The sequence below is a fragment of the Streptomyces sp. NPDC026589 genome (assembly GCF_040638385.1).
In the GTDB taxonomy this organism is placed as follows: domain Bacteria; phylum Actinomycetota; class Actinomycetes; order Streptomycetales; family Streptomycetaceae; genus Streptomyces.
Genome location: NZ_JBEZYG010000031.1, coordinates 1 through 24,748 on the forward strand (window position 1 = coordinate 1; position 24,748 = coordinate 24,748).

Consider the following 24,748-nt stretch of genomic DNA (forward strand, 5'->3'; position numbering starts at 1 on the left):
GCGCCGACGCGCAATGGAAAGCGCAGCAGGTCGTCTCGTCTTCGCTGAGCGACAAGGTATGGATTCCAGTCTCGGCTTCCTCACGACCGAGCCGGCCTCCCGAACGCCGAGGGTGGATCAGCTACCGCGGAGGGATCAGTAGCGGTAGTGGTCGGGCTTGTACGGGCCCTCAACCTGGACACCGATGTACGCCGCCTGCTCGGGGCGCAGCGTCGTGAGCCTGACGCCCAGGGCGTCGAGGTGGAGTCGGGCGACCTTCTCGTCCAGGTGCTTGGGCAGCACGTACACGTCGGTGGGGTACTCCTTGGGCTTCGTGAACAGCTCGATCTGCGCGAGGGTCTGGTCGGCGAAGCTGTTGGACATCACGAAGGACGGGTGCCCGGTCGCGTTGCCCAGGTTGAGGAGGCGGCCCTCGGACAGGACGATGAGGACCTTGCCGTCGGGGAACGTCCAGGTGTGGACCTGGGGCTTGACCTCGTCCTTGACGATGCCGTCGATCTTCGCGAGGCCGGCCATGTCGATCTCGTTGTCGAAGTGGCCGATGTTCCCGACGATCGCCTGGTGCTTCATCCGGGCCATGTCCTTGGCCATGATGATGTCCTTGTTGCCCGTCGTGGTGACGAAGATGTCCCCCTGCTCCACGACATCGTCCAGCGTGGCGACCTGGTAGCCGTCCATGGCCGCCTGCAGCGCGCAGATCGGGTCGATCTCCGTGATGATCACCCGGGCGCCCTGGCCGCGCAGGGACTCCGCGCAGCCCTTGCCCACATCGCCGTAGCCGAGGACGACTGCGGTCTTGCCGCCGATCAGGACGTCGGTGGCGCGGTTGATGCCGTCGATGAGGGAGTGGCGGCAGCCGTACTTGTTGTCGAACTTCGACTTGGTCACCGCGTCGTTCACGTTGATCGCGGGGAACAGGAGGGAACCGTCACGGTGCATCTCGTACAGGCGGTGCACACCCGTCGTCGTCTCCTCGGTGACACCGCGGATCTCGGACGCGAGCTGGGTCCACTTCTGCGGGGCCTCGCCGAGCGTGCGGTTCAGCAGGGTGAGGATGTGGGCGAACTCCTCACTGTCCGCCGTCGACGGGTCCGGGGCGGCGCCGGCCTTCTCGAACTCCACACCCTTGTGGACGAGGAGGGTGGCGTCACCACCGTCGTCCAGGATCATGTTCGGGCCGCCGGTCGGGGTGTTCGGCCAGGTCAGGGCCTGCTCCGTGCACCACCAGTACTCCTCCAGCGTCTCGCCCTTCCAGGCGAAGACCGGGATGCCCGCAGGGGCTTCCGGAGTGCCGTTCGGACCGACCGCGATGGCCGCGGCGGCGTGGTCCTGGGTGGAGAAGATGTTGCAGGAGGCCCAGCGGACATCGGCACCCAGGGCGACGAGGGTCTCGATGAGCACGGCGGTCTGCACGGTCATGTGCAGCGAACCGGTGATCCGGGCGCCGGCCAGCGGCTGAGCGGCGGCGAACTCCTTACGGATCGACATCAGGCCGGGCATCTCGTGCTCGGCGAGCGTGATCTCCTTGCGCCCGAAGGGGGCGAGGGAGAGGTCGGCGACCTTGAAGTCCTGGCGGTTGGTGGCCGTCGTCATAACGGGCTGCTCCTCGTGATGGGTCGAGGGTGGGCTTTCTCTGGGCTGACTCTGCGGCGCGGCGGGCACACGAATGCCCGGGGGTTCGCAGTGCAGTCCGTCGGAGGCCCTCTGTCCCTCGCCCGGCTCGCTTCCGCCAGCCGGTCGACCGCCATCAGCAGCGACGTCTGTTATCCGTATCCGAATCTACACCGAACGGCCCATTGAGCCCCAGCCCGTTCGTGGAGAAGAACGTGTGTGAGGGGTCACCGGGCCGATCGGGGCCGATGCGCGGTGGGTCAGTGGCCGGAATCCTTCGAGGCCGGGCCCTCGCCCGGCTCGGGTCCCGTTTCCGGGGCCTCGGTGGCCTTGCCCGGGTTGGTTCCGGTCACCGCGGCCTGCGCGTTGTAGATGTCCGGCTCCAGGTAGATCACCCGGGCGATCGGGCACGCTGCCCGGATGCGGTTCTCGGCGGCGTTGATGGCGTCGGCGACCTCGGTCGCGGTCTCGTCGTGCCGGACCGCGATCTTGGCGGCGACCAGCAGTTCCTCGGGGCCGAGGTGGAGGGTGCGCATGTGGATGATGCGGGTGACGGTATCGCCGTCCACCACGGCCGCCTTGATCCTCTCGACGTCCTCGATACCGGCGGACTCGCCGAGCAGGAGGGACTTCGTCTCGACGGCGAGGACGATCGCGATGAGGATCAGCAGGATGCCGATGCAGAGGGTGCCGATGCCGTCCCAGACGCCGTTGCCGGTGCCGAGGGCGAGGCCGACGCCCGCGAGCGCCAGGATCAGGCCGACGAGCGCGCCGAGGTCTTCCAGGAGGACGACCGGGAGCTCGGGCGCCTTGGAATGGCGGACGAATTCGGTCCAGGACCGGTCGCCGCGCGTCTGGTTGGACTCACGGATCGCCGTACGGAAGGAGAAGATCTCCGCGATGATCGCGAAGGTCAGGACCCCGACCGGCCAGTACCAGGCCTCGATCTCGTGCGGGTTCTTGATCTTCTCGTAGCCCTCGTAGACCGCGAACATGCCACCGACCGAGAAGAGGACGATGGAGACGAGGAACGCGTAGATGTAGCGCTCGCGCCCGTAGCCGAAGGGGTGCTGAGGAGTGGCTTCGCGCTTCGCCTTCTTGCCGCCGAGCAGCAGGAGTCCCTGGTTGCCCGAGTCGGCGAGCGAGTGGACGCTCTCCGCGAGCATCGACGAGGAACCACTGAAGAGGAACGCTACGAATTTGGCCACGGCGATCGAGAGGTTGGCGACGAGTGCCGCCACGATCGCCTTGGTTCCGCCTGACGCGCTCATGAGTGCGTGGTGTCCCTTCGTCGGTGCGCGGCAGGTGCCGCCGCGGTGAGGCGGCACATTGTTGCAGCCGTCGGGACGGTCCGTGGGTCAGGCCGCCACGGTGGCCCGGAAGAGTGTTCCCGGTCCCGCCGCCACGACAGTCTCGTCGGCCGGAACGTACGCGGACTCCCCCGGTGCGAGGGCGAGTTCGCCGACGGTGACCGAGCCCGCCGTGCAGAGCAGGATCTGGGGCGTGGGGGCGGTCAGTTCGGTGGGGTCCGCCCCTGGGGCGAGGGTGTAGCGGGACAGGGCGAACTCGTCGGCGGGGGTCTCGTAGAGCTCCTCGCCCGACGGGGCCGCCTCCGGGCGCAGCACGCCGGGCTCGGTGGCCTCGAACCGGACGATCCGCAGGAGTTCGGGGACGTCAATGTGCTTGGGGGTCAGGCCGCAGCGCAGCACGTTGTCCGAGTTGGCCATGATCTCGACGCCGAGGCCGTCGAGATAGGCGTGCGGGACGCCCGCGCCGAGGAACAGGGCTTCTCCGGGCTGGAGTCGCACATGGTTCAGCAGCATCGCGGCCAGGACCCCGGGGTCGCCGGGGAAGTGGTGGGCGATGCGGGCGTACGGGGCGTGGGCGCCGCCGAGGCGTTCGGCGGCGGCCGCCGCCTCCGTAACGGTCTCGGCCATCTCCGCCGGTTCCGCGCCGAGGATCGCTGTGAGCACCTCGCGGAGGGCCGCTTCCTCGGGGTGGGCGCGGAGGAGGTCCACGTACGGCTTGAGGGAGTCGACTCCCAGCGCCTCCATCGCGTCCGCCGCGTCGGTGGGACTGCGGAAGCCGCACAGCCCGTCGAAGGGGGTGAGGGCGCAGATGAGTTCGGGCTTGTGGTTCGCGTCCTTGTACGTGCGGTGCGGGGCGTCGATCGGGACGCCCCGGGCCTCTTCGTCGGCGTAGCCCTCGCGGGCCTGCTCCAGGTTCGGGTGGACCTGGACGGAGAGGGGGGCGCCGGCGGCGAGGAGTTTCAGGAGGAACGGGAGGCGGGGGCCGAACCGGGTGACCGTCGGTGCGCCGAGCTCTCCCTCCGGGTCGGCGTCGATGGCCTCGGTGAGGGCCAGCTCCGTCTCACCGGACGCGGTGGTACGGGTGATGCGTGAGGGTGCTCCGGGGTGGGCTCCCATCCACATCTCGGCCTGTGGTTCGCCGGTGGGGGCGATGCCGAGCAGGGCGGGAATGGCCGTGGTGGACCCCCAGGCGTAGGGGCGCACGGTGTTGGACAGCCGGTCCATGGAGTCGTCCTCGGGTGGGGCGGGGTGGGTGAGTGTGGCACCAGGGGTACCAGTGTTACGTGAGGTCCTGGGGTCGTGGGGGTGGCCGGGGGGTGACACGGTCCCGGGGGGCTGAGGGGGTTCCCTTCTCTCTCTGGGATTCCTGGCCTCCCTGGCGCCTTGGGTTTCCTGGCCCTGGCCGACCTGGCCGCCCTGGCCGCCCTGGCCGCCCTGGGTTTCCTGGGTTTCCTGGGAGGGTTCGTTTCCCTGGGGGTCGCGGCCCTTGTGCGTGCTGTTCCGGTGTCCGGCTGTTTCTGTCAGGGCTGGGGGGCCGAGGCCAGTGACAGGTAGACCGCTGCGAAGTCGGTGATCGCGAGCAGTTCGGCCACGGCCTCCAGTGCGCTGCCCTCCTCCGGCTCCAGCTCGCTCACGGGAGTGTCGTGGCCGAGTGCCAGCTCCCGGGCCGCCGGGTAGGCGCTGAGGCCTCCCGTCGGGCGGTCCCGGAGCAGGACGACCCGGGCCCTCAGCGTCTCGCCCTCGTCGACCCGGTCGCGGAAGAAGTCGTCGGGGTCCGCGCCCGCCGCGAAGTCCCCGGTGAGGAGCGTGCCGTGCGAGGGCAGCGCCTCGGGCAGTTCCGCCGTCAGGGCGGGGCGGCCGGCGAGCTCGGACAGCACGGCGGCGAAGCGGCGTCCTACCGGGCCCGCGGCGTCGCCCTCCGTCCACAGCAGCGGCAGGCTGTCGGCGAGCTCGGCGGCGAGTGTCTTGGCCGGGTTGCTGTACGTGGCGATGGCCGGGCCGCAGCGTTCCGCGGTGCGGTCCAGGCGGTCCGCCACCTTCTGCAGGTCCTCGGGAGGCGCGGTCACCAGGCCGACCCGGTCCAGGAGGGCCAGCAGGGGGGTGAGCAGGGCCCACAGGGTGCCGGGGCCGGCGGCGGAGGTCTCAGCGTCGTACTCGCCGTACGGGGCGGCGGCCATCGGGACGACCAGGCCGTGCACCCCGTCGACCGCCTCGCGCAGCGGTGAGCGGGTGGGGGCGACGGCTACGACGGTGCAGCCGCGACGGTAGGCCTGCTCGGCGAGCAGGGCGAGGCCCGGTTCGGAACCGTCGGCGGTCGCGATGAGGAGCAGGTCCACGGATCCGGCCCAGCCGGGCAGCGCCCAGCGGAGGGCGCCGGGGGCGGGGGCCACACCCGTGGGGTGGATGCGTACGACGGGGGCGGCCGCGCCCGCCAGTGCGCCGATCAGGTCGGCGACCCCGGAGGCGGCGGTGCCGGGGCCCGCGACGAGGACGGCCCGCGGCCGGCCCTCCGGGTTCAGGCCGCCGATGCCGGCCTCGGCGGCGTGCCGGGCGGCGGTACGGACCCGGGCGCCTGCCTCGGCGGCGCCGCGCAGCAGATCGCGGCGGTCGGCTCGGGCCAGGGCTTCCGGGGCGTCGAGCAAGGACTCGTCGAGCATGGCGGTGGGCCTCCGATCACCGGGCGGGGTGCGGGCTGCGGTCACGGGTACGGGCGCGGTGGTGTGGCCTCCGGGGCGGGCGCGGTGCCGAACGGGGGCGCCGGCATGCGGTCGGGCCGGCTGTCGTGCGCTGCCGGGGCCGTCCCCCGCGTCGTCCTGCCCGTGCGCGTGTCGCTCGCGGTCAGGCGGGGCGGCGCGCCTCGTCGACGAGAAGGACCGGGATGCCGTCCCGGACCGGGTAGGCCAGGCCGCAGTCGTCGCCCGTGCAGACCAGCTCGGGGCTGTCGGCCGCCGAACGGTCGTCGAGCGGGGAGTGGCAGGCAGGGCAGGCCAGGATCTCCAGGAGGCCGGCTTCGAGCGCCATGGGGTGAGTCCCTTCGAGCATGCGAGTTCCGATCCGCGTGGATCAGGCGTCGTCAGCCTACCGCTGGGGTGGAGGGGGCGCGGCCTGGCCGGGGGGTGAAACGGGGGATGGGGGTGGGTGGGTGCCGTGCGGGTGGGGGTGCCGTGCGGGTGGGGGTGCCGTGCGGGTGGGGGCGGGGCGTGGGTGCGCGTGCATGTGGCGGGGGTGGACGCCTGCGGCGTGCTTCTCCCCGCCCCGCCCCTTCCCGTAACCGGGGCTCCGCCCCGGACCCCGCTCCTCAAACGCCGGAGGGGCTGGAAAGAGCGGGGCCGAAGAGCGAAGAGGGTGGGGTGGGAAGGGGGTGGGGCGGGGTGGGCCGAAGAGGGAAGGGGGCGGGTTGGGGTGGGTTGGGGTGGGGCGGGCCAGGTTCGGGAGGGGTGGGCCGGGTTGGGGCGGGGTGGGCCAACTGGGGCCAGGCCGGGCCAGGTTGGGCCAGGCCAGGTTGAGCCGGGACGGGCCAGGCCAGGCCAGGCCAGGCCAGGCCAGGTTGGGCCGGGCCAGGTTGGGCCGGGCCAGGTTCGGGAGGGGTCGGCCGGGTTGGGGCGGGCCGGGTTGGGGTGGGGCGGGTTGGGTGGGGCGGGCCAACTGGGGCCGGGCCAAGCCAGGTTGGGCCAGGCCAGGTTGGGCCGGGCCAGGCCAGGTTGGGCCGGGCCAGGCCAGGCCGGGCCAGGTTGGGCCGGGCCAGGTTCGGGAGGGGTCGGCCGGGTTGGGGCGGGCCGGGCCGGGCCAGGCCAGGTTGGGCCAGGCCAGGCCAGGCCAGGCCGGGCCGGGCCAGGCCGGGCCGGGCCGGGCCAGGCCAGGTTGGGCCGGGCCAGGTTCGGGAGGGGTCGGCCGGGTTGGGGCGGGCCGGGTTGGGGTGGGCCAGGCCAGGTTGGGCCGGGCCGGGCCAGGTTGGGCCGGGCCAGGTTGAGCCAGGTCAGGTTGGGCCGAGCCCAGTTGGCGCGGGGTGCGAACGGCGAAGGCGCCGAGCGGGGCCGGAGCGGCTCCTGGCTGGTTCAGGCTTTGCGGATCAAGGTCAGGACCTCGTCGCGTACCGCCGCCATCGTCTTCTCGTCCCTCGCCTCGACGTTCAGGCGCAGCAGCGGTTCCGTGTTCGAGGCGCGGAGGTTGAACCACCAGTCGGCGGCCGTGACCGTGAGGCCGTCCAGGTCGTCGAAGGTGATGCCGTCGCGGGCGCCGTAGACCTTCCTGACCGTGGCCAGGCTGGCGGTCTGGTCGGCGACGGTGGAGTTGATCTCGCCTGAGCCGCTGTACCGGTCGTACTCCGCGACCAGTTCGGAGAGCGGCTTCTGCTGGCCGCCGAGTGCGGCGAGTACGTGGAGGGCGGCGAGCATGCCCGTGTCGGCGTTCCAGAAGTCGCGGAAGTAGTAGTGCGCCGAGTGCTCGCCGCCGAAGATCGCGCCGTGCCTCGCCATCTCCGTCTTGATGAAGGAGTGGCCGACGCGGGTGCGGACCGGGGTGCCGCCGTTCTCGCGGACCACCTCGGGGACGGACCAGGAGGTGATCAGGTTGTGGATGACGATGCCCTCGCCGCCGTTGCGGGCCAGCTCACGGGCGGCGACCAGGGCGGTGATCGCGGAGGGAGAGACGCCCGCGCCCCGCTCGTCGACCACGAAGCAGCGGTCCGCGTCGCCGTCGAAGGCGAGGCCGAGGTCGGCGCCCTCGGCGAGGACGCGGGCCTGGAGGTCGACGATGTTCTCGGGGTCGAGGGGGTTGGCCTCGTGGTTGGGGAAGCTCCCGTCCAGCTCGAAGTACATCGGTACGAGGTCGAGCGGGAGGCCCTCGAAGACCGTGGGGACCGTGTGGCCGCCCATGCCGTTGCCCGCGTCCACCACGACCTTGAGGGGGCGGACCGTTTTGAGGTCGACCAGGCCGAGGAGGTGGGCCGCGTAGTCGGTGAGGGTGTCGCGTTCCGTGATCGTGCCGGAGGTCGGGGCGGCGGCCGGCTTCGGGGCTCCTTCCGACCACTGCTCGACCAGGGTGCGGATCTCGGCGAGGCCGGTGTCCTGGCCGACCGGGGCGGCGCCCGCCCGGCACATCTTGATGCCGTTGTACCGCGCCGGGTTGTGCGAGGCCGTGAACATCGCCCCGGGGAGGCCGAGGGCCCCCGACGCGTAGTACAGCTGGTCCGTCGAGCAGAGGCCGATGAGCGTGACGTCCGCGCCCCGGGCCGCCGCACCCCGGGCGAACGCGCCGGCGAGCCCCGGTGACGTGGGGCGCATGTCGTGGCCGATCACGATCGCGTCGGCGGCCGTGACCTGAACGAACGCGGATCCGAAGAGTTCGGCCAGCGTTTCGTCCCACTGGTCGGGCACCACTCCGCGCACGTCGTACGCCTTGACGAGCTGCGACAGATCAGCAACCACGGCCGGTCCTCCTGGGGTCTTTGCGGACCGCCCAAACTACCCGGCCGGGCAGAGCCTCAGGCGGCGGCCTCAGGAGTCCGGTGAGCGCAGCACCCTCAGGTGGCCTCGGCGGGCCACTTCCACCGGGTCGGCGGCGCGTGGCCCCCGGCCTCCGCCGTCCGGGCCCCGGTCGTGCGGGCGTGCCGCTTCGCGGACCGCGTTGGCCAGTGCTTCGAGGTCGTCGCCGCTGGGGTGCGCCGGTGCGGAGCCGTCGGAGAGCCGCACCACTTCCCAGCCCCGTGGCGCGGTAAGCCGCTCACTGTGTTCGGCGCAGAGGTCGTAACAGTGGGGCTCGGCGTAGGTGGCGAGCGGGCCGAGGACCGCAGTCGAATCGGCATAGACGTACGTCAGTGTCGCGACGGCAGGGCGGCCGCACGCGGTGCGCGAACAGCGACGTACAGGGCTCACGATGTTGGACGGTACCGCACTCGTGAGCGGGCTGCGACGACTCCCCCTCGGGTCACCCCACCGTGTCGCCCTGTGACCTGCGGCACCGCGGCGTTCCGGGCGGCTGTCCTGACCTGCGTCGGGGCGGGGGCCCGGCGGTCGCACCGTGGCCGTTCCGGTCTCGGGCGGGGGTGGATCGCGGCGTCGGGCACGGGGTCGATGATCGGATCACGGGCCTGAAATGGGCTCAACCTTGGCCGAAATGTTCAACTGTGGACATCCGAGATCCGGACGGGCCCCCTCTCCGGAAGGTCCGGTCGGCCGCGTCGGCTCGCCGATCACCCGGCCTCCGGAGCGTTACGCTGCGTCGGTGATGGACAGCTCCGTACCTCCCCGCCCGTTCGAGCCGCGGCCCCGGCGCCGTGACCGGCATGGCCGCGGTATGCGCGGGCCGGTCGCGCCACCGCAGGTGCCGCTGTCGGCCAGCCGGGGCGAGACCTTCCGTGATCTGGTCCAGGACTCGGTGGAGCGGCTGGAGCGGCGCTGGCCCCAGCTGGCCGAGGTCGACTTCGTCGTCCTCGATGTGCCCGACACTCCGGAGGAGATCGTTCCGCTCGGCAGCGCGGTCTCCGTCGGCAAGGGGCGGCCCGCGCAGATCGTCGTCTACCGGCGGCCCGTCGAGATCCGCACCAAGAGCCGCGACGAGCGCGCCCTGCTCGTCCACGAGGTCGTCGTCGAGCAGGTCGCCGAGCTGTTGGGGCTGGCGCCCGAGTCGGTCGACCCCCGGTACGGACAGGACTAGCCCCCCTGGAGCCGGGCCCCCAGGGTGATTCCCTGACTGAGGTGATCCCCTGGGGGGTTCGAGCGAGGGGACGGCTCGGCTGTCGGAGGTTCGCTCGCCCTCAGTCGTCCAGGACCGAGAGGTCCTGGCGGGCCGACGGGACCTCGACCGTGCCCCCGTCGTCGGGGAGGGTCTGCACGGTGAACATCTGAACGCCGTCCTCGGTGCGCGCCAGGGTGCGCGACGCGTGGACCGGGCCGCCCGAGGTCGTCTCGACGGTCAGCGCGTAGGCGCCCTTGAGGCCTTCCGGGGCCTTCGGGGTGACGGCGAGGGTCGTGCCGGCCTTGACCGTGTACGTCTCCACGGCCGGTTCGCCTCCGTCGCTGCCCGCCGACGCGGTGACCTTCACCTCGGAGGTGGCGCCCGGCGCGGTCAGGGAGAGCGTCGAGCCCTTGGCCCGGTTGTCCGGGACGCTCGCCCGTGCGCCGACCGGTCCGGTGGCCGGGATGTAGGCGATCTCCTGCTTGTCGCCCTTGCCGCGGACCACGCGCAGTGCGGCCACGATCGGGGTCGCCCGGTCCTTCTGGACGGGGCTCAGCCGCAGGGAGCCCGGTTCGCCCCGGGTGACGTCCTTGAGGTCGACCGCCGCCGTCATCGAGGACTTGATGTGCAGGGTGGCGTTCCCGGCCGGGGAGAACGCCCCGTTCTTCCCCAGGAGCTGGACCTTCACGTCGGCATCGTCCTCGCCGGGGGCGAACGCCACCAGTTGTACGGAGGTGGCGTCGGCCGGGATGCCAGGCAGCACGAGCGTGCCGGTGGGGTCGTCGGACGCGGTGATCCAGTCGCTGCCCGCCTTGTCGTCGGCGCTCAGGACGACCGCGCCGACCCGGCCCGAGCGGGTGGTGACGTGGGCGGTCAGGTGGTCGACGGCCTCGGCGGTGAGGGTGGACAGCAGAACGGCGACGCTGGAGCGGGCCGGCACGGTGATGCCGTCGCCGACCTCGGACTTGAGCGCGCCCTCGGGGCCGTACAGCTCGATGTCGGCGACGGCGGCGGAGTCCTCGGGGTTGGTGAGGTGGAGGTAGTCCTGGCGGGACTTCGCGGTGCTCGCGCCCGGGAACCAGAAGTCCGTGTCGGGAGCGGTGCAGGTGACCCCGAGGAGCCCGCGGGCGCCGCCCACGGTGACCTCGGTGGTCTGCTGGGCGGCCCAGCCGGGGGCCAGTTTGCCGGTGGCCGTGCCGACGAGGGCCGGGGCGTCGGAGCCGTCCGCCTCGGCGACGACCGGCTTTCCGGGCTCCTTCACGGCGAGGACCGGCTTGTCGGCCTTCTCCTTCGCCTTCTTCGCCGCCTCTTCGGCCTTCTTGACCTTCTTCGGGTCGGTCTCGTCCTCGTCGTCCACGACCGGCAGGGCCGGCTTCAGCTCGGCGGTGCCCTTGGCGTCGCCGCCCTCGCCCGCCGGGGTGAACGCGGTGTACTGCGTCTCGGCGAGGTCGGAGTCGCTGGGCGCCGGGCAGACCAGGCTGGAGCGCTCGACCGGCAGCAGCGCGGCGGACTTCGTCCCGGTCTCCGCCGGGGCTCCGGGCGCGGTGACCGTGGCGAATCCGGTGATGGCGGCCAGGACGGCGGCGCCCGCGATCAGGGACAGGTGGGTGGACTTCACTCGGAATCGCCTCGCGATGCGTTACCGGTCTGCCACGGGGCCTGGCCCGGGGCCGGGGGGTCGGTCTGTTCGCCGTTCTCGGCGGGGTGGGGGTCGGGCTGGGGCTGCTGGGCGGGGTCGGGGTAGGGCTGCTGCTGGTACTGCCCGCCGACGTACTGGCCGTACTCGTCGTACGCGCTCTGGTCGTTGTTGTACGCGCCCTGGTCGTTGTAGGAGCTCTGGTCGTTGCTGTACGCGGCCTGCCCGCCGTACGTGCCCTGCTCGTTGTACTGCTGTGTGTAGGGGTCCTGGGCCTCGTAGCCCTGGTAGCCGGCGCCCTGCTGTTGTTGCTGTTGCTGTTGCTGGGCGTACGGGTCCGGCTGGTACGTCGTGTAGTAGTCGGCGCCCTGCTGCCGGCCGTCCCACTGCGCGTACTCGCCGTACTGCTGCTGCTGCGGGACCGCCGCGTAGCCGCCGGTGGCTTCCTGCGGGTCGTGCACCGGGGGGTTGGCGGCGTACGGGTCGGCGGACTGCTGCGCGGGGATGTACTCCCCCGGGTCCGCAGCCGGGCCCGGGACGCGCGACGGGTCGCGGTCGCCGGGGTGGACGGCCTCCCCGAGCTCCCCGGGCCCTCCGGGCTCCCCGCCCTCCTCGGCGGCGGCCGCCGCCTCGGCCTGGGCCGCGGCGCGCAGCCTGCGGGCGCGGCGGCCCTCTCCGTCGACCGGCTCGGCGGCGACGGCGGGCGCCGCCTCCTCCGGCAGGTCGTCGTCGATCTCCCGGCGGCGGCCCGGCAGGGCCATGACCACCAGGACCAGGAGGAGTCCGGCCTGCGCCCAGATCCACGCGGTGTGCGTGATCGAGGCGTCGTGGGTGAGGTCCAGACGGCCGCCCTCCGCGGGCAGTTCGAAGCCCTGGGCCCAGCCGTCGACGGTCTTGCGGGGCAGCGGCTTGCCGTCCAGGGTCGCCGTCCAGCCCGGGTCGGCGGCGTCCGCGATCCGCAGCACGCGGCCCGCTTCGCCGGACGGGATCTCGGAGTGGGCCTCGACGGCGGCCGAGCCGACCGGAAGGTGCTCGCCCTCGCCGGAAGCCGGGGTGATCATGACGCGGGCGACCTGGCGGTCCACCCGCCACAGGGCGCTGCCGTCGAGCTGGCTGAGGCGGCTGAGCCCGGGCGTCGAGTCGAGGACCCGGCTCATCTCGCGCGGTGCTCCGTCCCGGACGAGGACGTAGCGGATCGCGAAGCCGCTGAGCTGGCCGCCCTGGTCGGCGCCGGAGCCGGCGACGAGATTGGCGACGACCTTGTCGAGGTGGCTGTTGCTGCCGCCGGCCTCGGTGAGTTCGCCGTCGCCGAGGCGGGCGCCCGAGCCGCGGACCAGGCTGTACTCCACGGAGCCGGGCGAGCTGCCGCCGAGGACGAGGGTGCGGGGCTGGTCGCGGGTGGTGCTCTCCTCCGCCACGAAGGCGGGCACCTGGACGGGGTCGCGCCGCTCCAGGGGCCCGTCGGCGCCACCGATCATCCAGCCGAACGCGGCCAGGACCGGGGCCAGTCCGGCGGCCAGCGCGATCAGGACGGCGACGGGCTGACGCCAGCCGAAGCTCTGTTCGGCGACCCGGATACGGGCCCCGTCCGCGCCCACCAGGGCGGCGGCGATCAGGGCGGCGCCGTAGACGAGGGTGGCGGGTCCGGCCCACGTGGACCCGTTGGCGACGGCGGCGCAGAGGAAGCCGACGAGCGCGACCGCCCAGGCGGCGCGGACGGCGAACTGCCGCTCCCCGCGCAGCAGGGCGGCGAGCGCCGCCAGCACGATGCCGAGGAGCAGGATGCCGCCCGTCGCCCCGGGGCCGCCGGGGCTGATGCCGAGCAGGTCGAGGCCCGATGCCGTTCCCGTACCGAGGTCCAGGCCCGCTTCGGTCAGGAGCGCGGACGGGTCCGTCAGGAGGGTGAGCGACCAGGGGGCGAGGACCAGCACCGGGGTGCCGACGGCGGCGACGAAGCGGAGTCCGTACGCCGTGATGTCGCCGCGCCGCAGAACGAGGACGCCGATGCCGAGGACCACGGCGAGCGGCCAGACGATCGGGGTGAACGCCATCATGACGGTCAGCAGCAGCGTGTACGCCCAGGTGGCGCGCCAGCTGCCGCGCTCCCCCGCCGCGCTGTCCGCGCGCAGCCCGTGGGCGGCGACGCCCGCGCGGGCGGCCAGCGGGAGCAGGACGAGGAGGACGGCGGTGCCGAGGCGGCCGGTGGCCAGGGCGCCGGTCGCGGCGGGCAGGAAGGCGTACGCGACGCTCGCCCAGGCCCGCAGCAGCCGGGAGGGGAGCAGCGGGCGGGAGGCGAAGTAGGCGGTGAGCCCGGCCAGGGGGATCGAGCAGACCAGCAGCACGCTGATGGCGAGGCCGGTCGAGCCGAGGAAGAGGGCCGACAGGGCGGCGAGCAGCGCGAGGTAGGGCGGGGCGGTCTGGGTGCCGCCGGTGCCGACGGTGTGCCAGGCGTCCGCGTAACTCCCCCAGAGCGCGCCGAACTCGGCCGGGGCGGGCAGCAGGGCGCCGCCCGCCAGTGCGCCGCCGCTGAGGAGGTTGCGGCCGGCGATGAGGGAGACGATCAGGAGCAGCGCGAAGAGGATGGGCCCCGGTTTGCGGCCGATGCGCTTGAGGCGGGCGAACTGGTCGACTTCGAGGAAGTCGGCGTCGTCGCCGCCGGGCCCGGATTCGACGGCTCCGTGCCGTGAGCCGCCCGAGTCGGCGTCGCTGCGGCCGCCGAAGTTGCCCGCGACCTGGTCGACGGTGGCCCGGACGGTCGCGCCCGGCGGCGGGAACAGTGCGCGCAGCTCGGCGGCGTCGACGGCGCCCTTGCCGCGGTCGCGGCGGGCGGCGAGGATGCGGCCGGGGCGCAGCAGGGTGCCGAGCAGTCCGGTGACCTCGTCGAGGGCCTGGCCGGGCACCTTGCCGAGGAGGTAGGCGAGGGTACGGAGCAGGGTGCCGACGACGAGCCGGAGCAGGACCCAGGGCAGGGCCTTGCCGCGGGCGTTGACGAGCATCGTGTAGACCGCGCCCGCCTTGTCGACGCGGTGCGGGCTCGCGACCGAGCGGCCGGCGCAGTCGATGGGGCGGCGTTCGCGGGCGGAGGCCTCGGCGTGCCGCAGGACGGCGTCCGGGGCGACGAGGACCCGGTGGCCCGCCAGGTGGGCGCGCCAGCACAGGTCGACGTCGTCGCGCATCAGGGGGAGCCTGCGGTCGAAGCCGCCGAGCTCCTCGTAGACGTCGCGGCGGATGAGCATGCCGGCGGAGGAGACGGACAGGACGGTACGGACCTGGTCGTGCTGGCCCTGGTCCTGCTCGCGGCGGTCCAGGCCCGTCCAGCGGCGTCCGCTGTTGGCGATGGAGACGCCGACTTCCAGGAGCTGCTTGCGGTCGTACCAGCCGCGCAGTTTGGGTCCGACGATCGTGGCGTGCCGGTCGGTGTCGACGACGCGCAGCATCTCGGCGAGCGCGTCCGGCTCGGGCGCGCAGTCGTCGTGCAGCAGCCAGAGCCACTGGACCGGTTCGCCGTGCGGCAGTTCGGGGAGGTCGTAGTTCTCGTCGACCCAGGTCCGGCCGGCCGGGTCCCAGCCGCTGGGGCGCTTGAGGTACGGCAGGTCGTCCGGGGTCAGGATTCCCGCCGTGCGGGCCGCCTCGTCGACGGCGGTGCCGAAGCTCGTACGGCGTGCGAGGTGCAGGACGCGTTCGTCGCCGAGCGCCTCCGTGACCAGCCGGGCCGAGTCGTCGGCGCTGCCGGTGTCGGCGGCGACGACGTTCTGTACGGGGCGTTCCTGCCCGAGCAGCCCGGCCAGCACGTCGGGCAGCCAGCGGGCGCCGTCGTGGGAGACGAGCACGGCGGTGACGACGTGCCGGGGGAACTCTGGGGCGGCGGCGGCCGCGTTCGGCGCCGCCGAGTGGCTGTGCACGGACATCGAGGTACGGGCCCTCCGGCCGGGTCCGGGGGCGTCCCCGGGGGCTGCATCGGTGTACACGCGCGCGCCGTCGGGGCGTTGGCGCGTCTCGGACGGGGCCCCACACTAACGGTACGGACAGGTGGCGGGGGTCGGAGCGGGTGAAGGGGCCGGGCGCGGACGCGCCGACGGCCCGTCCGCTGAGCCCCGGGGAAGGGGTCGGGGGACGGGCCGTCGGGGGTGGGGAAGCGGGCTCGGGGGCCTGCCGGACGGGAGTCCTGCCGGATAAGAGGTGCGGCCTCGGCCGGAAGCGAGGGAAGTGGGGGATGGGGAGGAGGGGGCGTGGGGGATGGGGAGTGAGGCGTGGGGATTGGTGTGCGGGCGTGCGGTGGGGTGCGGGTCGCTCTGCGGCTCGCGAGGGAGCGGCCGGCGGCCGGTAAGTGGTCCGGGGTGCGCCGGGGGCCTCGTGGGGGCGTTCGGGTCCGCCCGGTCTGGTGGGGGGGTGTAGGTGTATTCGGGTGCGCCCGGTCTGGTGGGGAGTGTTCGGGTGCGCCCGGGGGCCGGGTCCGGTCTGGGTGGTTCCGGGTGCGCCCGGAGGCGGGTCCGGGTGCGGTGGTCGATGGCCGACGCGTCCTGTGGCGGGGCCGACCGGGGGCGGACGTCAGATGGCGGCCTTCTTGAGGCGCCGCCGCTCCCGCTCGGAGAGCCCGCCCCAGATCCCGAAGCGTTCGTCGTTGGAAAGGGCGTACTCAAGGCATTCCGAACGCACCTCACAGGCGAGGCAGACCTTCTTGGCCTCGCGGGTGGATCCGCCCTTTTCGGGAAAGAAGGACTCGGGATCGGTCTGGGCGCACAGTGCGCGCTCCTGCCAGCCGAGTTCCTCGTCCGCGTCCTCGACCAGCAGTTGCTGGAACAGCTCGGTCATGTGCGCCCCTCGTCTGTCTCTTGCGTCCCGTGATGCAGCCGTTTGCGGCTGAACGACACGAGTGAAATTACAAGTGTGTAGCTCCGGGCCAGTCAAGCGAGGATCTGCTATTGGCCCAGGGATTCACTCTGCGGAACCAAGCGTATGCAGAAAGTGTTGAAATCAGCAAAAACCTGACATATGCCACTGGCTCCACAGCTCCACACCCTCTCTCCTGAGAGACGAGCGACGACGCCCTTGTGTTGCGATTCGATCACCGAAGCGATCAAGATCACAGTCAGGTCACGGAGTGTCAGTCGCGTTTGAGGGCGCGGATGATGCGCCACATGTCCCTGCCCGGGCGCGCATAAACCTTTCTCCAAACCCGGCAACCGGAAGGGGTGAAACATTGCCCCCATTTCGGGCATTGGGTTGACAGCGGACGGTCGAGCCGGTCTCCTTGGTCCCATGCCAGCGACCACAGTCATGCGCGTCACCCACATCCGTGGGTTCCGTAGTGCTGTCCAGGCCCGCTGTTGCTGTTCCAGCTGTCACAGCTGTTGATGCCCTAGCGCTCCAGCTCTGATCCAGCCTCTCCGGTCGAGCGTCGTTCTCCGTCTCCCCCTGCTCCTCCCCCCACCTCGCACTTCCCGCGGCTCGTTTCCGGGCTGCCGACGCTCACCGCGACTCCCCGCACGTGTACCCCCCATGCCGAGGAACCACCGCAGCCATGAACAGCGACAGCGACCTTCAGATCGCCGGCGACATCCTTGAGGTCCAGCACCTCCTGCAGCCGGCCCGCGAGCACCCCTCCACCGTCTCCGAGTTCGTCGGCCTCGCACGCTCCATCGCGGCCGACCGCGCTCAGTGGGCCGGAATCGTCCAGTACGACTCCGCCTCCCGCTGGTACCACCGCCTGCACCAGGGCCCCGGCTACGAGGTGTGGCTGCTCAGCTGGGTGCCCGGGCAGGGCAGCGGGCGTCACGACCACGGCCACTCCGCCGGCGTACTGACGGTCCTGGAAGGCGAGTTGACCGAGCACACCGAGCGAGGGGCGCGAGCTCTCGGCGCGGGCGCGCAGCGTGCCTTCGCCCCGGGGTACGTCCACGAAGTGGTCAACGACTCGCTCGAACCGGCCGTGAGCCTGCACATCTACTACCCGGGCCTGACCGAGATGCCGATGCACGCCACGCAGAGCGCCCCGACGGCCGTGGGCGCCGTACCCGCCTGACAAACTGCTCCGCATGCGCATTGTTGTTCTGGCCGGTGGCATCGGCGGTGCCCGCTTCCTTCGCGGCCTCAAGCAGGCCGCGCCCGACGCGGACATCACGGTGATCGGCAACACGGGTGATGACATCCATCTGTTCGGGCTGAAGGTCTGTCCCGACCTCGACACCGTGATGTACACCCTCGGCGGTGGCATCAACGAGGAGCAGGGCTGGGGGCGGACCGACGAGACCTTCCAGGTCAAGGAGGAGCTCGCGGCGTACGGCGTGGGACCCGGGTGGTTCGGGCTCGGCGACCGCGACTTCGCGACCCATATCGTCCGTACGCAGATGCTGGGCGCGGGCTATCCGCTGAGCGCGGTCACCGAGGCGCTCTGCGCCCGGTGGCAGCCGGGCGTGCGGCTGCTCCCCATGTCCGACGACCGGGTCGAGACGCATGTCGCCGTCGAGACGGACGGCGAGAGCAAGGCGATCCACTTCCAGGAGTACTGGGTGAAGCTGCGCGCCTCCGTCGAGGCGCAGGCGATCGTGCCGGTCGGCGCGGAGCAGGCCAAGCCGGCCCCGGGGGTGCTGGAGGCCATCGGTTCGGCCGATGTCATCGTCTTCCCGCCGTCGAATCCGGTGGTGTCCATCGGCACGATCCTCGCCGTGCCCGGGATCCGGGAAGCCATCGCCGAGGCCGGGGTGCCGGTCGTCGGCCTCTCCCCCATCGTCGGGGACGCGCCCGTGCGCGGGATGGCGGACAAGGTGCTCGCCGCGGTGGGCGTCGAGTCGACCGCCGCCGCGGTGGCCCAGCACTACGGTTCGGGGCTGCTGGACGGCTGGCTGGTGGACACGGTGGACGCGGATGCGGTCGGGGAGGTCGAGGCGGCGGGGATCCGCTGCCGGGCGGTGCCGCTGATGATGACGGACGTGGACGCGACCGCGACGATGGCCCGGCAGGCGCTGGAGCTGGCCGAGGAGGTCCGGGCGTGAGCGGTTCTCCTGGTGGCGGCGGTGGCGGTGGTGGCGCGGCTTCGGGTGCGCCCTCTTTCCGGGTCTGGGCGTTGGGCGGGATTCCCGAGGTGCGGGCCGGTGACGATCTCGCCAAGCTGATCGCCGCGGCCGAGCCCGGACTGGTCGACGGGGACATCCTGCTCGTCACCTCGAAGATCGTTTCCAAGGCCGAGGGCCGGATCGTCCGGGCCGCCGACCGCGAGGCCGCCATAGACGCCGAGACCGTACGGGTCGTGGCCCGGCGCGGGCCGCTGCGGATCGTGGAGAACCGGCAGGGTCTGGTCATGGCCGCCGCCGGGGTCGACGCCTCGAACACGCCGGCCGGGACCGTACTGCTGCTGCCCGAGGACTCCGACGTCTCCGCCGGGGCCATCCGGGACGGGCTGCGGGACGCCCTCGGCGTGGAGGTCGGCGTCGTCGTCACGGACACCTTCGGGCGGCCCTGGCGCAACGGGCTGACCGATGTCGCGATCGGGGCCGCCGGGGTGCGGGTGCTGGACGATCTGCGCGGCGGGACGGACGCGTACGGCAATCCGCTCAGCGCCACGGTCGTGGCCACGGCGGACGAGCTGGCCGCGGCCGGGGACCTGGTCAAGGGCAAGGCGGAGGGGCTGCCGGTCGCTGTGGTGCGGGGGCTGCGGCACGTGGTGGCGTCCGGCGACGAGTCCGGTGCCCGTGCGTTGGTGCGGACCGCCGCCGACGACATGTTCCGGCTCGGGACGTCCGAGGCCGTGCGGGAAGCGGTGACGCTGCGGCGTACGGTGCGCGAGTTCACCGACGAGCCGGTGGATCCGGGGGCGGTGCGGCGGGCGGTGGCCGCGGCGGTGACCGCGCCCGCCCCCCATCACACGACGCCGTGGCGGTTCGTGCTGCTGGAGTCCGCCGCGTCGCGGACCCGGTTGCTCGACGCGATGCGGGACGCGTGGATCGAGGACCTGCGGCGCGACGGCAAGAGCGAGGAGTCGATCGCCAAGCGGGTACGGCGCGGGGATGTGCTGCGCCACGCGCCGTATCTGGCGGTGCCGTGCCTGGTGATGGACGGCTCGCACACGTACGGGGACGAGCGGCGCGATACCGCGGAGCGCGAGATGTTCGTCGTCGCGGCGGGCGCGGGCGTGCAGAACTTCCTGGTGGCGCTGGCGGGTGAGCAGCTGGGGTCGGCGTGGGTGTCCTCGACGATGTTCTGCCGGCCCGTGGTGCGGGAGGTGTTGGCACTGCCGTCGTCCTGGGATCCGTTGGGGGCGGTGGCTGTGGGGCATGCGGCGGGGGCGCCTCGGGAGCGGGGCGTTCGGGATGCGGAGGCGTTTCTCACCGTGCGGTGAGGGGGCGGGCCGGGATGGTGGGTGCCCCGTGCCGCGTGCCTCGGGGTGCCGCTGCGCGGGGCCTTCCCCTACCCGCCCCTTCCCGAAACCGGGGCTCTGCCCCGGACCCCGCTCCTCAAACGCCGGAGGGGCTGGAAGCAGCGCCGGAGCGGCTGGAAATGCCACGCCCTGGAGAGCCGAGGGGCCCCGGAGGGGCTGGGAGCGCCGGGCCGGGAAACGGCTACAGATGGGTGATGTTGCCCGGGGTCATCCTCGGCGAGCGGCGTTTCGGGGTGTGGCCCGAGAGCAGGATCAGGCGGGTCGCTCGGTGGCGCTGGCCTTCGTACGGGGTGAGCAGGGACAGCATCTCCTCGTCGTCCGCGTCGCGGTTGTCCGCCAGGGCGTGGCCCACGATGCCCGGGAGGTGCAGGTCGCCGACCGTGACCGCGTCCGGTGCGCCGTTCGAGCGCTGGAGGGTCTCGGCCGAGGTCCAGGGGCCGATGCCGGGGATCAGTTCCAGGCGGGTCAGTGCCTCGGGGAGGTTCATCGTCGCCGCCTCCTCCAGTCGGCGGGCCACGCGGACCGCGCGCAGGATCGTCGACGACCGCTTGGCGTCGACGTTCGCCCTGTGCCATTCCCAGGACGGGATCATCGCCCAGCCCCGTGGGTCCGGCATGACGTGCAGGCCCAGCTCCGTGGTGGGGCCGGGGGCAGGGGTGCCGAAGCGGCGGACCAGGTGGCGCCAGGCGCGGTACGCCTCGTCCGTGGTGACCTTCTGCTCCAGGATCGACGGGATCAGCGATTCCATGACCAGGCCCGTGCGGAGGAGTCGCAGGCCCGGGCGGCGGTGGCGGGTCAGGGCCAGCAGGCGGTGGCGGGGGGCGAAGGCGTCCGGGTCGTCGTCCGCGCCCAGGAGTGCGGGGAGCCCCGCCAGCAGCCAGTCCGCGCCGGGGCCCCAGGCCGCCGCCGCGATCCGGTCGCCGCGTGCCGCGAGGCGCAGGGTGCCGGGTCCCTCGGGCGTGCGGGTGGCCCGCCAGAACGTGCCGTCCGCGACCATCCGGAACGTGGGGTCCGCCGGGCCCCGGCGCAGGGGGCCGAGGACGAGGCGGAGGTCCAGCGGGCCGGGCGGGGTCCACTCCCGGGTCAGCGGCGGGCCGTCGTGCGAGGGCGGAGCCGTCCGGCGCGCGGGGGCGGGGGCGGGGGCCTGGTGCGGCAGTGCCGCTCGCGCGGTGCGGGGGGCGAATCGTCCTGCCACGGGTGGCCTCGGTGCTCTCGGTGGTCTCGGTGTTCTCGGTGTTCTCGGTGCGGAGGGGGCGTCCTTCGAGGGTACGGGTACGGGGCTACGGGTACGGGGCTGCCGGTACGGGGCTACGGGTACGGCGCTACTGGTCCGAGGAGAAGCGGACCGCGGCGTCCGGCAGGACCGCGCCGCACCAGATCCTGATCCCGTCACGCAGCTCGTTGTCCGCGCCCACCCGTGCCCCGTCGCCGATCACCGCGCCCACCAGCACCGTGCGGTCGCCGATCCTGGCGCCGGCCCCGACCAGGGAGTCCGTGATGACCGCGCCCGCTTCCACGACCGCGTCGGCCAGGATCGTCGAGCCGTCTATCCTCGCGCCCGCGCCGATCACCGCGCCGGCGCCGATCACCGTGCCGCCGGTGAGCTTGGCGTCCGGGGCCACGGAGGCGGTCGGCAGGACCAGGCGGTCGCCGCAGCGGCCGGGGACCGCGGGGGACGGGGCGCGGCCGAGGACGAGGTCGGCGGAGCCGCGGACGAAGGCGCCCGGGGTGCCGAGGTCCAGCCAGTACGTCGAGTCGACCATGCCCTGGAGGTGGGCGCCGGAGGCGAGCAGTCCGGGGAAGGTCTCGCGTTCGACGGAGACGGGGCGGCCGGCCGGGATGGAGTCGATGATCGAGCGCCGGAAGATGTACGCCCCGGCGTTGATCTGGTCGGTGACGATCTCTTCCGGCGTCTGCGGCTTCTCCAGGAACGCCGTGACCCGGCCCGTCGCGTCGGTCGGCACGAGGCCGAAGGCGCGCGGGTCCTCGACCCGGGTCAGGTGGAGGGAGACATCCGCCCCGGAGACGGTGTGCGAGGTGACCAGGGCCCGGATGTCGAGCCCGGTCAGGATGTCGCCGTTGAAGATCAGGACCGGTTCGTCGGGCCCCGAGGACAGCTTCGGCGCGACGTTGCGGATGGCTCCGCCGGTGCCGAGCGGTTCCTGCTCGGTGACGTACTCGATGTGCAGGCCGAGCGAGGAACCGTCGCCGAAGTACGGTTCGAAGACCTCCGCCAGGTAGGACGTGGCGAGCACGATGTGCTCCACCCCGGCCGCCCTGGCCCGCGCCAGTTGGTGGGTGAGGAAGGGGACCCCCGCCGCCGGAACCATCGGCTTCGGGGTGTGCACCGTGAGCGGGCGCAGCCGGGTGCCTTTGCCACCGACCAGGAGGATCGCTTCTTTTGCCTCTGTCACAGCACCGTCTCTGCTTCCTGCTGGGGCCTGGCCTGGTTGTGGCTGGCCAGTCTAAGCAGACCGGGCGGAAACGCCCCGGTCAGCGGCCCTGCAGTTTGGCGGAGCTGGTCCGGGCCTTGCCGAGCTTCTTGTAGAGACGCGCTCCGGGGCATTCGGTTGCGAAGGCGTTCCGATGGCCCGAGATGACGTTCATCTTGACCTTCTTGCCCTTCGCGTACTTGCCGCTTCCGCCGGAGACGAGGGTGACCTTGCCCTTGGGGTTGGCCCCGAAGAGTCCGAGCTTCCAGGCGGTGAGCTTGGCGACGGCGGTCACCGCGGCGGCGGGCGGGTTGGTGGAGGAGTACGTGCCGAGCACGGCGACGCCCATGGTGTTGGTGTTGAAGCCCAGGGTGTGGGCGCCCAGGACGGCCTTGGACACGCCTCCGGCGCGGCCCTCGTAGATGTTTCCGCACTTGTCGACGGCGAAGTTGTAGCCGAAGTCGCGCCAGCCGCTGCTCTTGACGTGGTAGCGGTAGATGCTGCGGAGCACCGAAGGGGCCTGCTTGCAGGTGTAGTTGTTCCCGGTCGCGCTGTGGTGCACGAAGGCCGCCTTGACGGACTTGGTGTACGCGAAGTTGCGCTCGCGGAGCTTCTCGTCCGCGCCCCAGCCCTTGCGGGTGACGATCTTCGGGCGGGGGCCGATGTACGGCTTCGCCCCGGCAGCGACGATCGCCGCCTCCTCCACCGTCGCCGCTTTGGTCAGCGCGGGGATGACGGCCGCGCCGAGCGGCGCGAGGTCCGCGTTGACGGCCGAGGCCGCGGCGGATTCGGCGGTGAGCATCTCCGGCACGGCCCCCGTCGTCGTCGGCGGCACCGGGTTGCCGACGAACGCCGCCGGGGTGATGGTCCCGCCGGCGGGGGCGTCGTCGGCGGGTTCGGGCGCGGGGTCCTCACCGGGGTCGACGAGTTCGAGGCGCAGCCCTTCGGGGAGCGGCGCGGCGGCGGGCCGGTGCTGTGGATCGGCCGCCTCCGGACGTACGCGTACCTCCACGCCGTCCGAGTCACCGACCCAGAGCGGGGCGGTCGCTCCGCGCGCGGCGCCGGACTTCCGTTCGGCGCTGCCGAGGTCGGGGGCGTGCTCGGCGTTGTGGGTCTCGACGTCCTGCCAGTCCGACCAGCTCGTTCCGCCGGTCGCCCGGGTGCGGACCTGGACCGTGCCGTGGAGTTCGGCTTCGGCGTCGTCCCAGACCACGCCGACCAGGGAGAACGGGCGGGCCGTCCGCCGGTCCAGCCCCTGGCCGGCCGTCGCCGGGCCCATGGAGCGGTCGGACGGTGCGGCGAGGGGTTCCAGGGGCAGGGACTGCGTCGAGCCCGCGAGCGCGGCCGCACGGGTCTCGCCGGTGCGCGGCGGGGACGCTTCGGGGACTTCACGCACGCCCCCTTCGTTCGCTTCGTTCGCTTCGTTCCCCTGATTCGCTTCGTCTACTTCGTTCGCTTCGTTCGCTTCGTTCGCTTCGTGGGGGGCGGTTTCGATCCGGGCCGACGGCGGGCCGGATCCGGGCGACTCGGGGGCCAGGGAAGGAGGCCGGGCCGAGGCGGAGTGCGCGGCCGGGGCGGACAGGGCGGGGGCGGCGAGCGGCAGGGTGAGGGCTGCCGCGCAGGTGACGCCGACTGAGGTGACCAATAGTGCACGCATACGGATGATCCTCGCCATACAGCCATGAGTCCGGCGACCCGGGCATCGGCCCCGGCGTGACGCGCCGTCGGCCGAACCGGTGTACGTGACACCCGTTCAGCCCGCCCCGCACAGCGGCCCCGCGTACGCTTGCGCGGATGAACTCCAGCGACCGCACCCCTGCCGACCTGCTGCGATCCGCGCTCGCCGCGGACCCGGCCCGCCCCCTGGTCACCTTCTACGACGACGCCACCGGAGAACGCGTCGAACTGTCGGTGGCCACCTTCGCCAATTGGGTGGCCAAGACCGCCAATCTGCTCCAGGGCGACCTCGCGGCGGAGCCGGGCGACCGGCTCGCCCTGCTGCTCCCCGCGCACTGGCAGTCCGCGGTCTGGCTGCTCGCCTGCTCCTCCGTCGGGGTCGTCGCCGACGTCCAGGGCGACCCGGCCGCCGCCGATCTCGTCGTGACCGGCCCGGACAGCCTGGAGCGGGCGCGGGCCTGCCGTGGCGAGCGCGTCGCCCTCGCCCTGCGTCCGCTGGGTGGCCGGTTCCCGCAGGCTCCCGAGGGGTTCGCGGACTACGCGGTGGAGGTGCCGAGCCAGGGCGACCGCTTCGCGCCCTTCGCCCCGGTGGACCCGGACGCGCCCGCGCTGGCCGTCGGCGGGGTCGAGCTGACGGGTGCGCAGCTCGTCGCCCGGGCCCGCGAGGATGCCGACGCCCTCGGACTCGTACCGGGGTCCCGGCTCCTCACCGGGCGTACGTACGACACCTGGGAAGGGCTGAGCGCCGGACTGTTCGCGCCACTGGCGGCCGGCGGGTCCGTGGTGCTCTGCCGCCACCTCGGTCAGCTCGACGCGGAGGGGCTGGCCAAGCGGACCGAGAGCGAGCGGGTCACCAACACCGCGGTATGACAAGCGCCCTGAGGTGCACTCGTCCGGCCCACAGCGGGCCGAGTCCTCGGAAATCGGCTCCGGAGCGGGTAGATGATCGGGCGGTACAGACCACTCTCCTGGCCGTGCACAACCAAGCGTGAGTTTCAGCCGTCTACTCCTGCGACCGGCGGCCCCTCGCGCC

18 protein-coding genes are annotated in these 24,748 nt (G+C 72.8%); 5 read left to right on the plus strand and 13 right to left on the minus strand.

All coding sequences use genetic code 11. The annotated features are described in order from the left end of the window. Positions 1-135: 135 nt before the first annotated feature. From ahcY to AB0F29_RS36070, 7 genes are all read right to left on the minus strand, one after another. Positions 136-1,593: an adenosylhomocysteinase gene (ahcY, locus tag AB0F29_RS36040; RefSeq protein ID WP_361881524.1), complete on the minus strand. Its 1,458-nt coding sequence runs from the start codon at positions 1,591-1,593 to the stop codon at positions 136-138. Positions 1,594-1,871: 278 nt separating this feature from the next. Then, entirely contained in the window at positions 1,872-2,882 is a 1,011-nt protein-coding gene (locus AB0F29_RS36045; protein WP_361881527.1) for a cation diffusion facilitator family transporter, read from the minus strand. Positions 2,883-2,969: 87 nt separating this feature from the next. Beyond that, complete coding sequence (gene manA / locus AB0F29_RS36050; RefSeq protein WP_361881530.1) at positions 2,970-4,145, minus strand: mannose-6-phosphate isomerase, class I; 1,176 nt, start codon at positions 4,143-4,145, stop codon at positions 2,970-2,972. A 296-nt stretch (positions 4,146-4,441) separates the two neighbouring features. Next, complete coding sequence (locus tag AB0F29_RS36055) at positions 4,442-5,578, minus strand: SIS domain-containing protein (protein WP_018961957.1); 1,137 nt, start codon at positions 5,576-5,578, stop codon at positions 4,442-4,444. A 181-nt stretch (positions 5,579-5,759) separates the two neighbouring features. After that, the gene (locus tag AB0F29_RS36060) at positions 5,760-5,942 is read right to left on the minus strand and encodes a Trm112 family protein (RefSeq protein WP_003968734.1); all 183 of its coding nucleotides are present in this window, start codon (positions 5,940-5,942) and stop codon (positions 5,760-5,762) included. Between the two features lie 1,034 nt (positions 5,943-6,976). Continuing rightward, a complete protein-coding gene (locus AB0F29_RS36065) occupies positions 6,977-8,347 on the minus strand; it encodes a phosphomannomutase/phosphoglucomutase (RefSeq protein ID WP_361881535.1) in 1,371 nt (456 codons plus the stop codon). A 69-nt stretch (positions 8,348-8,416) separates the two neighbouring features. Further along, positions 8,417-8,794, minus strand: coding sequence for a DUF3499 domain-containing protein (locus AB0F29_RS36070; RefSeq protein ID WP_032753657.1), 378 nt, complete (start codon positions 8,792-8,794; stop codon positions 8,417-8,419). 352 nt (positions 8,795-9,146) lie between these two features. On the opposite strand from AB0F29_RS36070, the gene AB0F29_RS36075 reads away from it, so the two are divergent. Continuing rightward, positions 9,147-9,575 carry a metallopeptidase family protein gene (locus tag AB0F29_RS36075; RefSeq protein ID WP_361881538.1) on the plus strand — a complete coding sequence of 143 codons (429 nt, stop codon included), beginning with the start codon at positions 9,147-9,149 and terminating at the stop codon, positions 9,573-9,575. 100 nt (positions 9,576-9,675) lie between these two features. On the opposite strand, the gene AB0F29_RS36080 is transcribed toward AB0F29_RS36075, so the two are convergent. The 3 genes from AB0F29_RS36080 to AB0F29_RS36090 all read right to left on the minus strand — a co-directional run bounded on the left by AB0F29_RS36080 (position 9,676) and on the right by AB0F29_RS36090 (position 16,044). Beyond that, positions 9,676-11,214 carry a DUF5719 family protein gene (locus AB0F29_RS36080; RefSeq protein ID WP_361881541.1) on the minus strand — a complete coding sequence of 513 codons (1,539 nt, stop codon included), beginning with the start codon at positions 11,212-11,214 and terminating at the stop codon, positions 9,676-9,678. Then, positions 11,211-15,140, minus strand: coding sequence for a glycosyltransferase (locus AB0F29_RS36085; protein WP_361881544.1), 3,930 nt, complete (start codon positions 15,138-15,140; stop codon positions 11,211-11,213). Before AB0F29_RS36085 ends, AB0F29_RS36080 begins: the two co-directional genes overlap by 4 nt. Before the next feature lie 640 nt (positions 15,141-15,780). Then, the gene (locus AB0F29_RS36090) at positions 15,781-16,044 is read right to left on the minus strand and encodes a WhiB family transcriptional regulator (RefSeq protein WP_003968728.1); all 264 of its coding nucleotides are present in this window, start codon (positions 16,042-16,044) and stop codon (positions 15,781-15,783) included. A gap of 709 nt (positions 16,045-16,753) precedes the next feature. Between AB0F29_RS36090 and AB0F29_RS36095 the strand changes: the two genes are divergently transcribed. From AB0F29_RS36095 to AB0F29_RS36105, 3 genes are read left to right on the plus strand one after another with little or no spacing between them, the layout of a single operon-like run. Beyond that, positions 16,754-17,254, plus strand: a complete 501-nt coding sequence (locus AB0F29_RS36095; protein ID WP_361881547.1) for a cysteine dioxygenase family protein — start codon at positions 16,754-16,756, stop codon at positions 17,252-17,254. 13 nt (positions 17,255-17,267) lie between these two features. After that, entirely contained in the window at positions 17,268-18,224 is a 957-nt protein-coding gene (gene cofD / locus AB0F29_RS36100; protein ID WP_361881550.1) for a 2-phospho-L-lactate transferase, read from the plus strand. After that, on the plus strand, positions 18,221-19,567 hold the full coding sequence (locus tag AB0F29_RS36105) for a coenzyme F420-0:L-glutamate ligase (RefSeq protein WP_361881553.1): 1,347 nt from the start codon (positions 18,221-18,223) through the stop codon (positions 19,565-19,567). Before cofD ends, AB0F29_RS36105 begins: the two co-directional genes overlap by 4 nt. 220 nt (positions 19,568-19,787) lie before the next feature. Here the strand turns inward: AB0F29_RS36105 and AB0F29_RS36110 are convergent, their stop codons facing one another. The 3 genes from AB0F29_RS36110 to AB0F29_RS36120 all read right to left on the minus strand — a co-directional run bounded on the left by AB0F29_RS36110 (position 19,788) and on the right by AB0F29_RS36120 (position 23,695). After that, a complete protein-coding gene (locus tag AB0F29_RS36110; RefSeq protein ID WP_361881556.1) occupies positions 19,788-20,801 on the minus strand; it encodes a DNA-3-methyladenine glycosylase 2 family protein in 1,014 nt (337 codons plus the stop codon). 127 nt (positions 20,802-20,928) lie between these two features. Beyond that, positions 20,929-22,020, minus strand: coding sequence for an NDP-sugar synthase (locus tag AB0F29_RS36115; RefSeq protein WP_361881559.1), 1,092 nt, complete (start codon positions 22,018-22,020; stop codon positions 20,929-20,931). A 79-nt stretch (positions 22,021-22,099) separates the two neighbouring features. Next, complete coding sequence (locus AB0F29_RS36120; RefSeq protein WP_361881561.1) at positions 22,100-23,695, minus strand: N-acetylmuramoyl-L-alanine amidase; 1,596 nt, start codon at positions 23,693-23,695, stop codon at positions 22,100-22,102. Between the two features lie 137 nt (positions 23,696-23,832). Between AB0F29_RS36120 and AB0F29_RS36125 the strand changes: the two genes are divergently transcribed. Further along, positions 23,833-24,585 (plus strand): TIGR03089 family protein, encoded by a 753-nt coding sequence (locus AB0F29_RS36125; RefSeq protein WP_360728256.1) that lies wholly within the window; start codon positions 23,833-23,835, stop codon positions 24,583-24,585. Positions 24,586-24,748 lie beyond the last annotated feature (163 nt).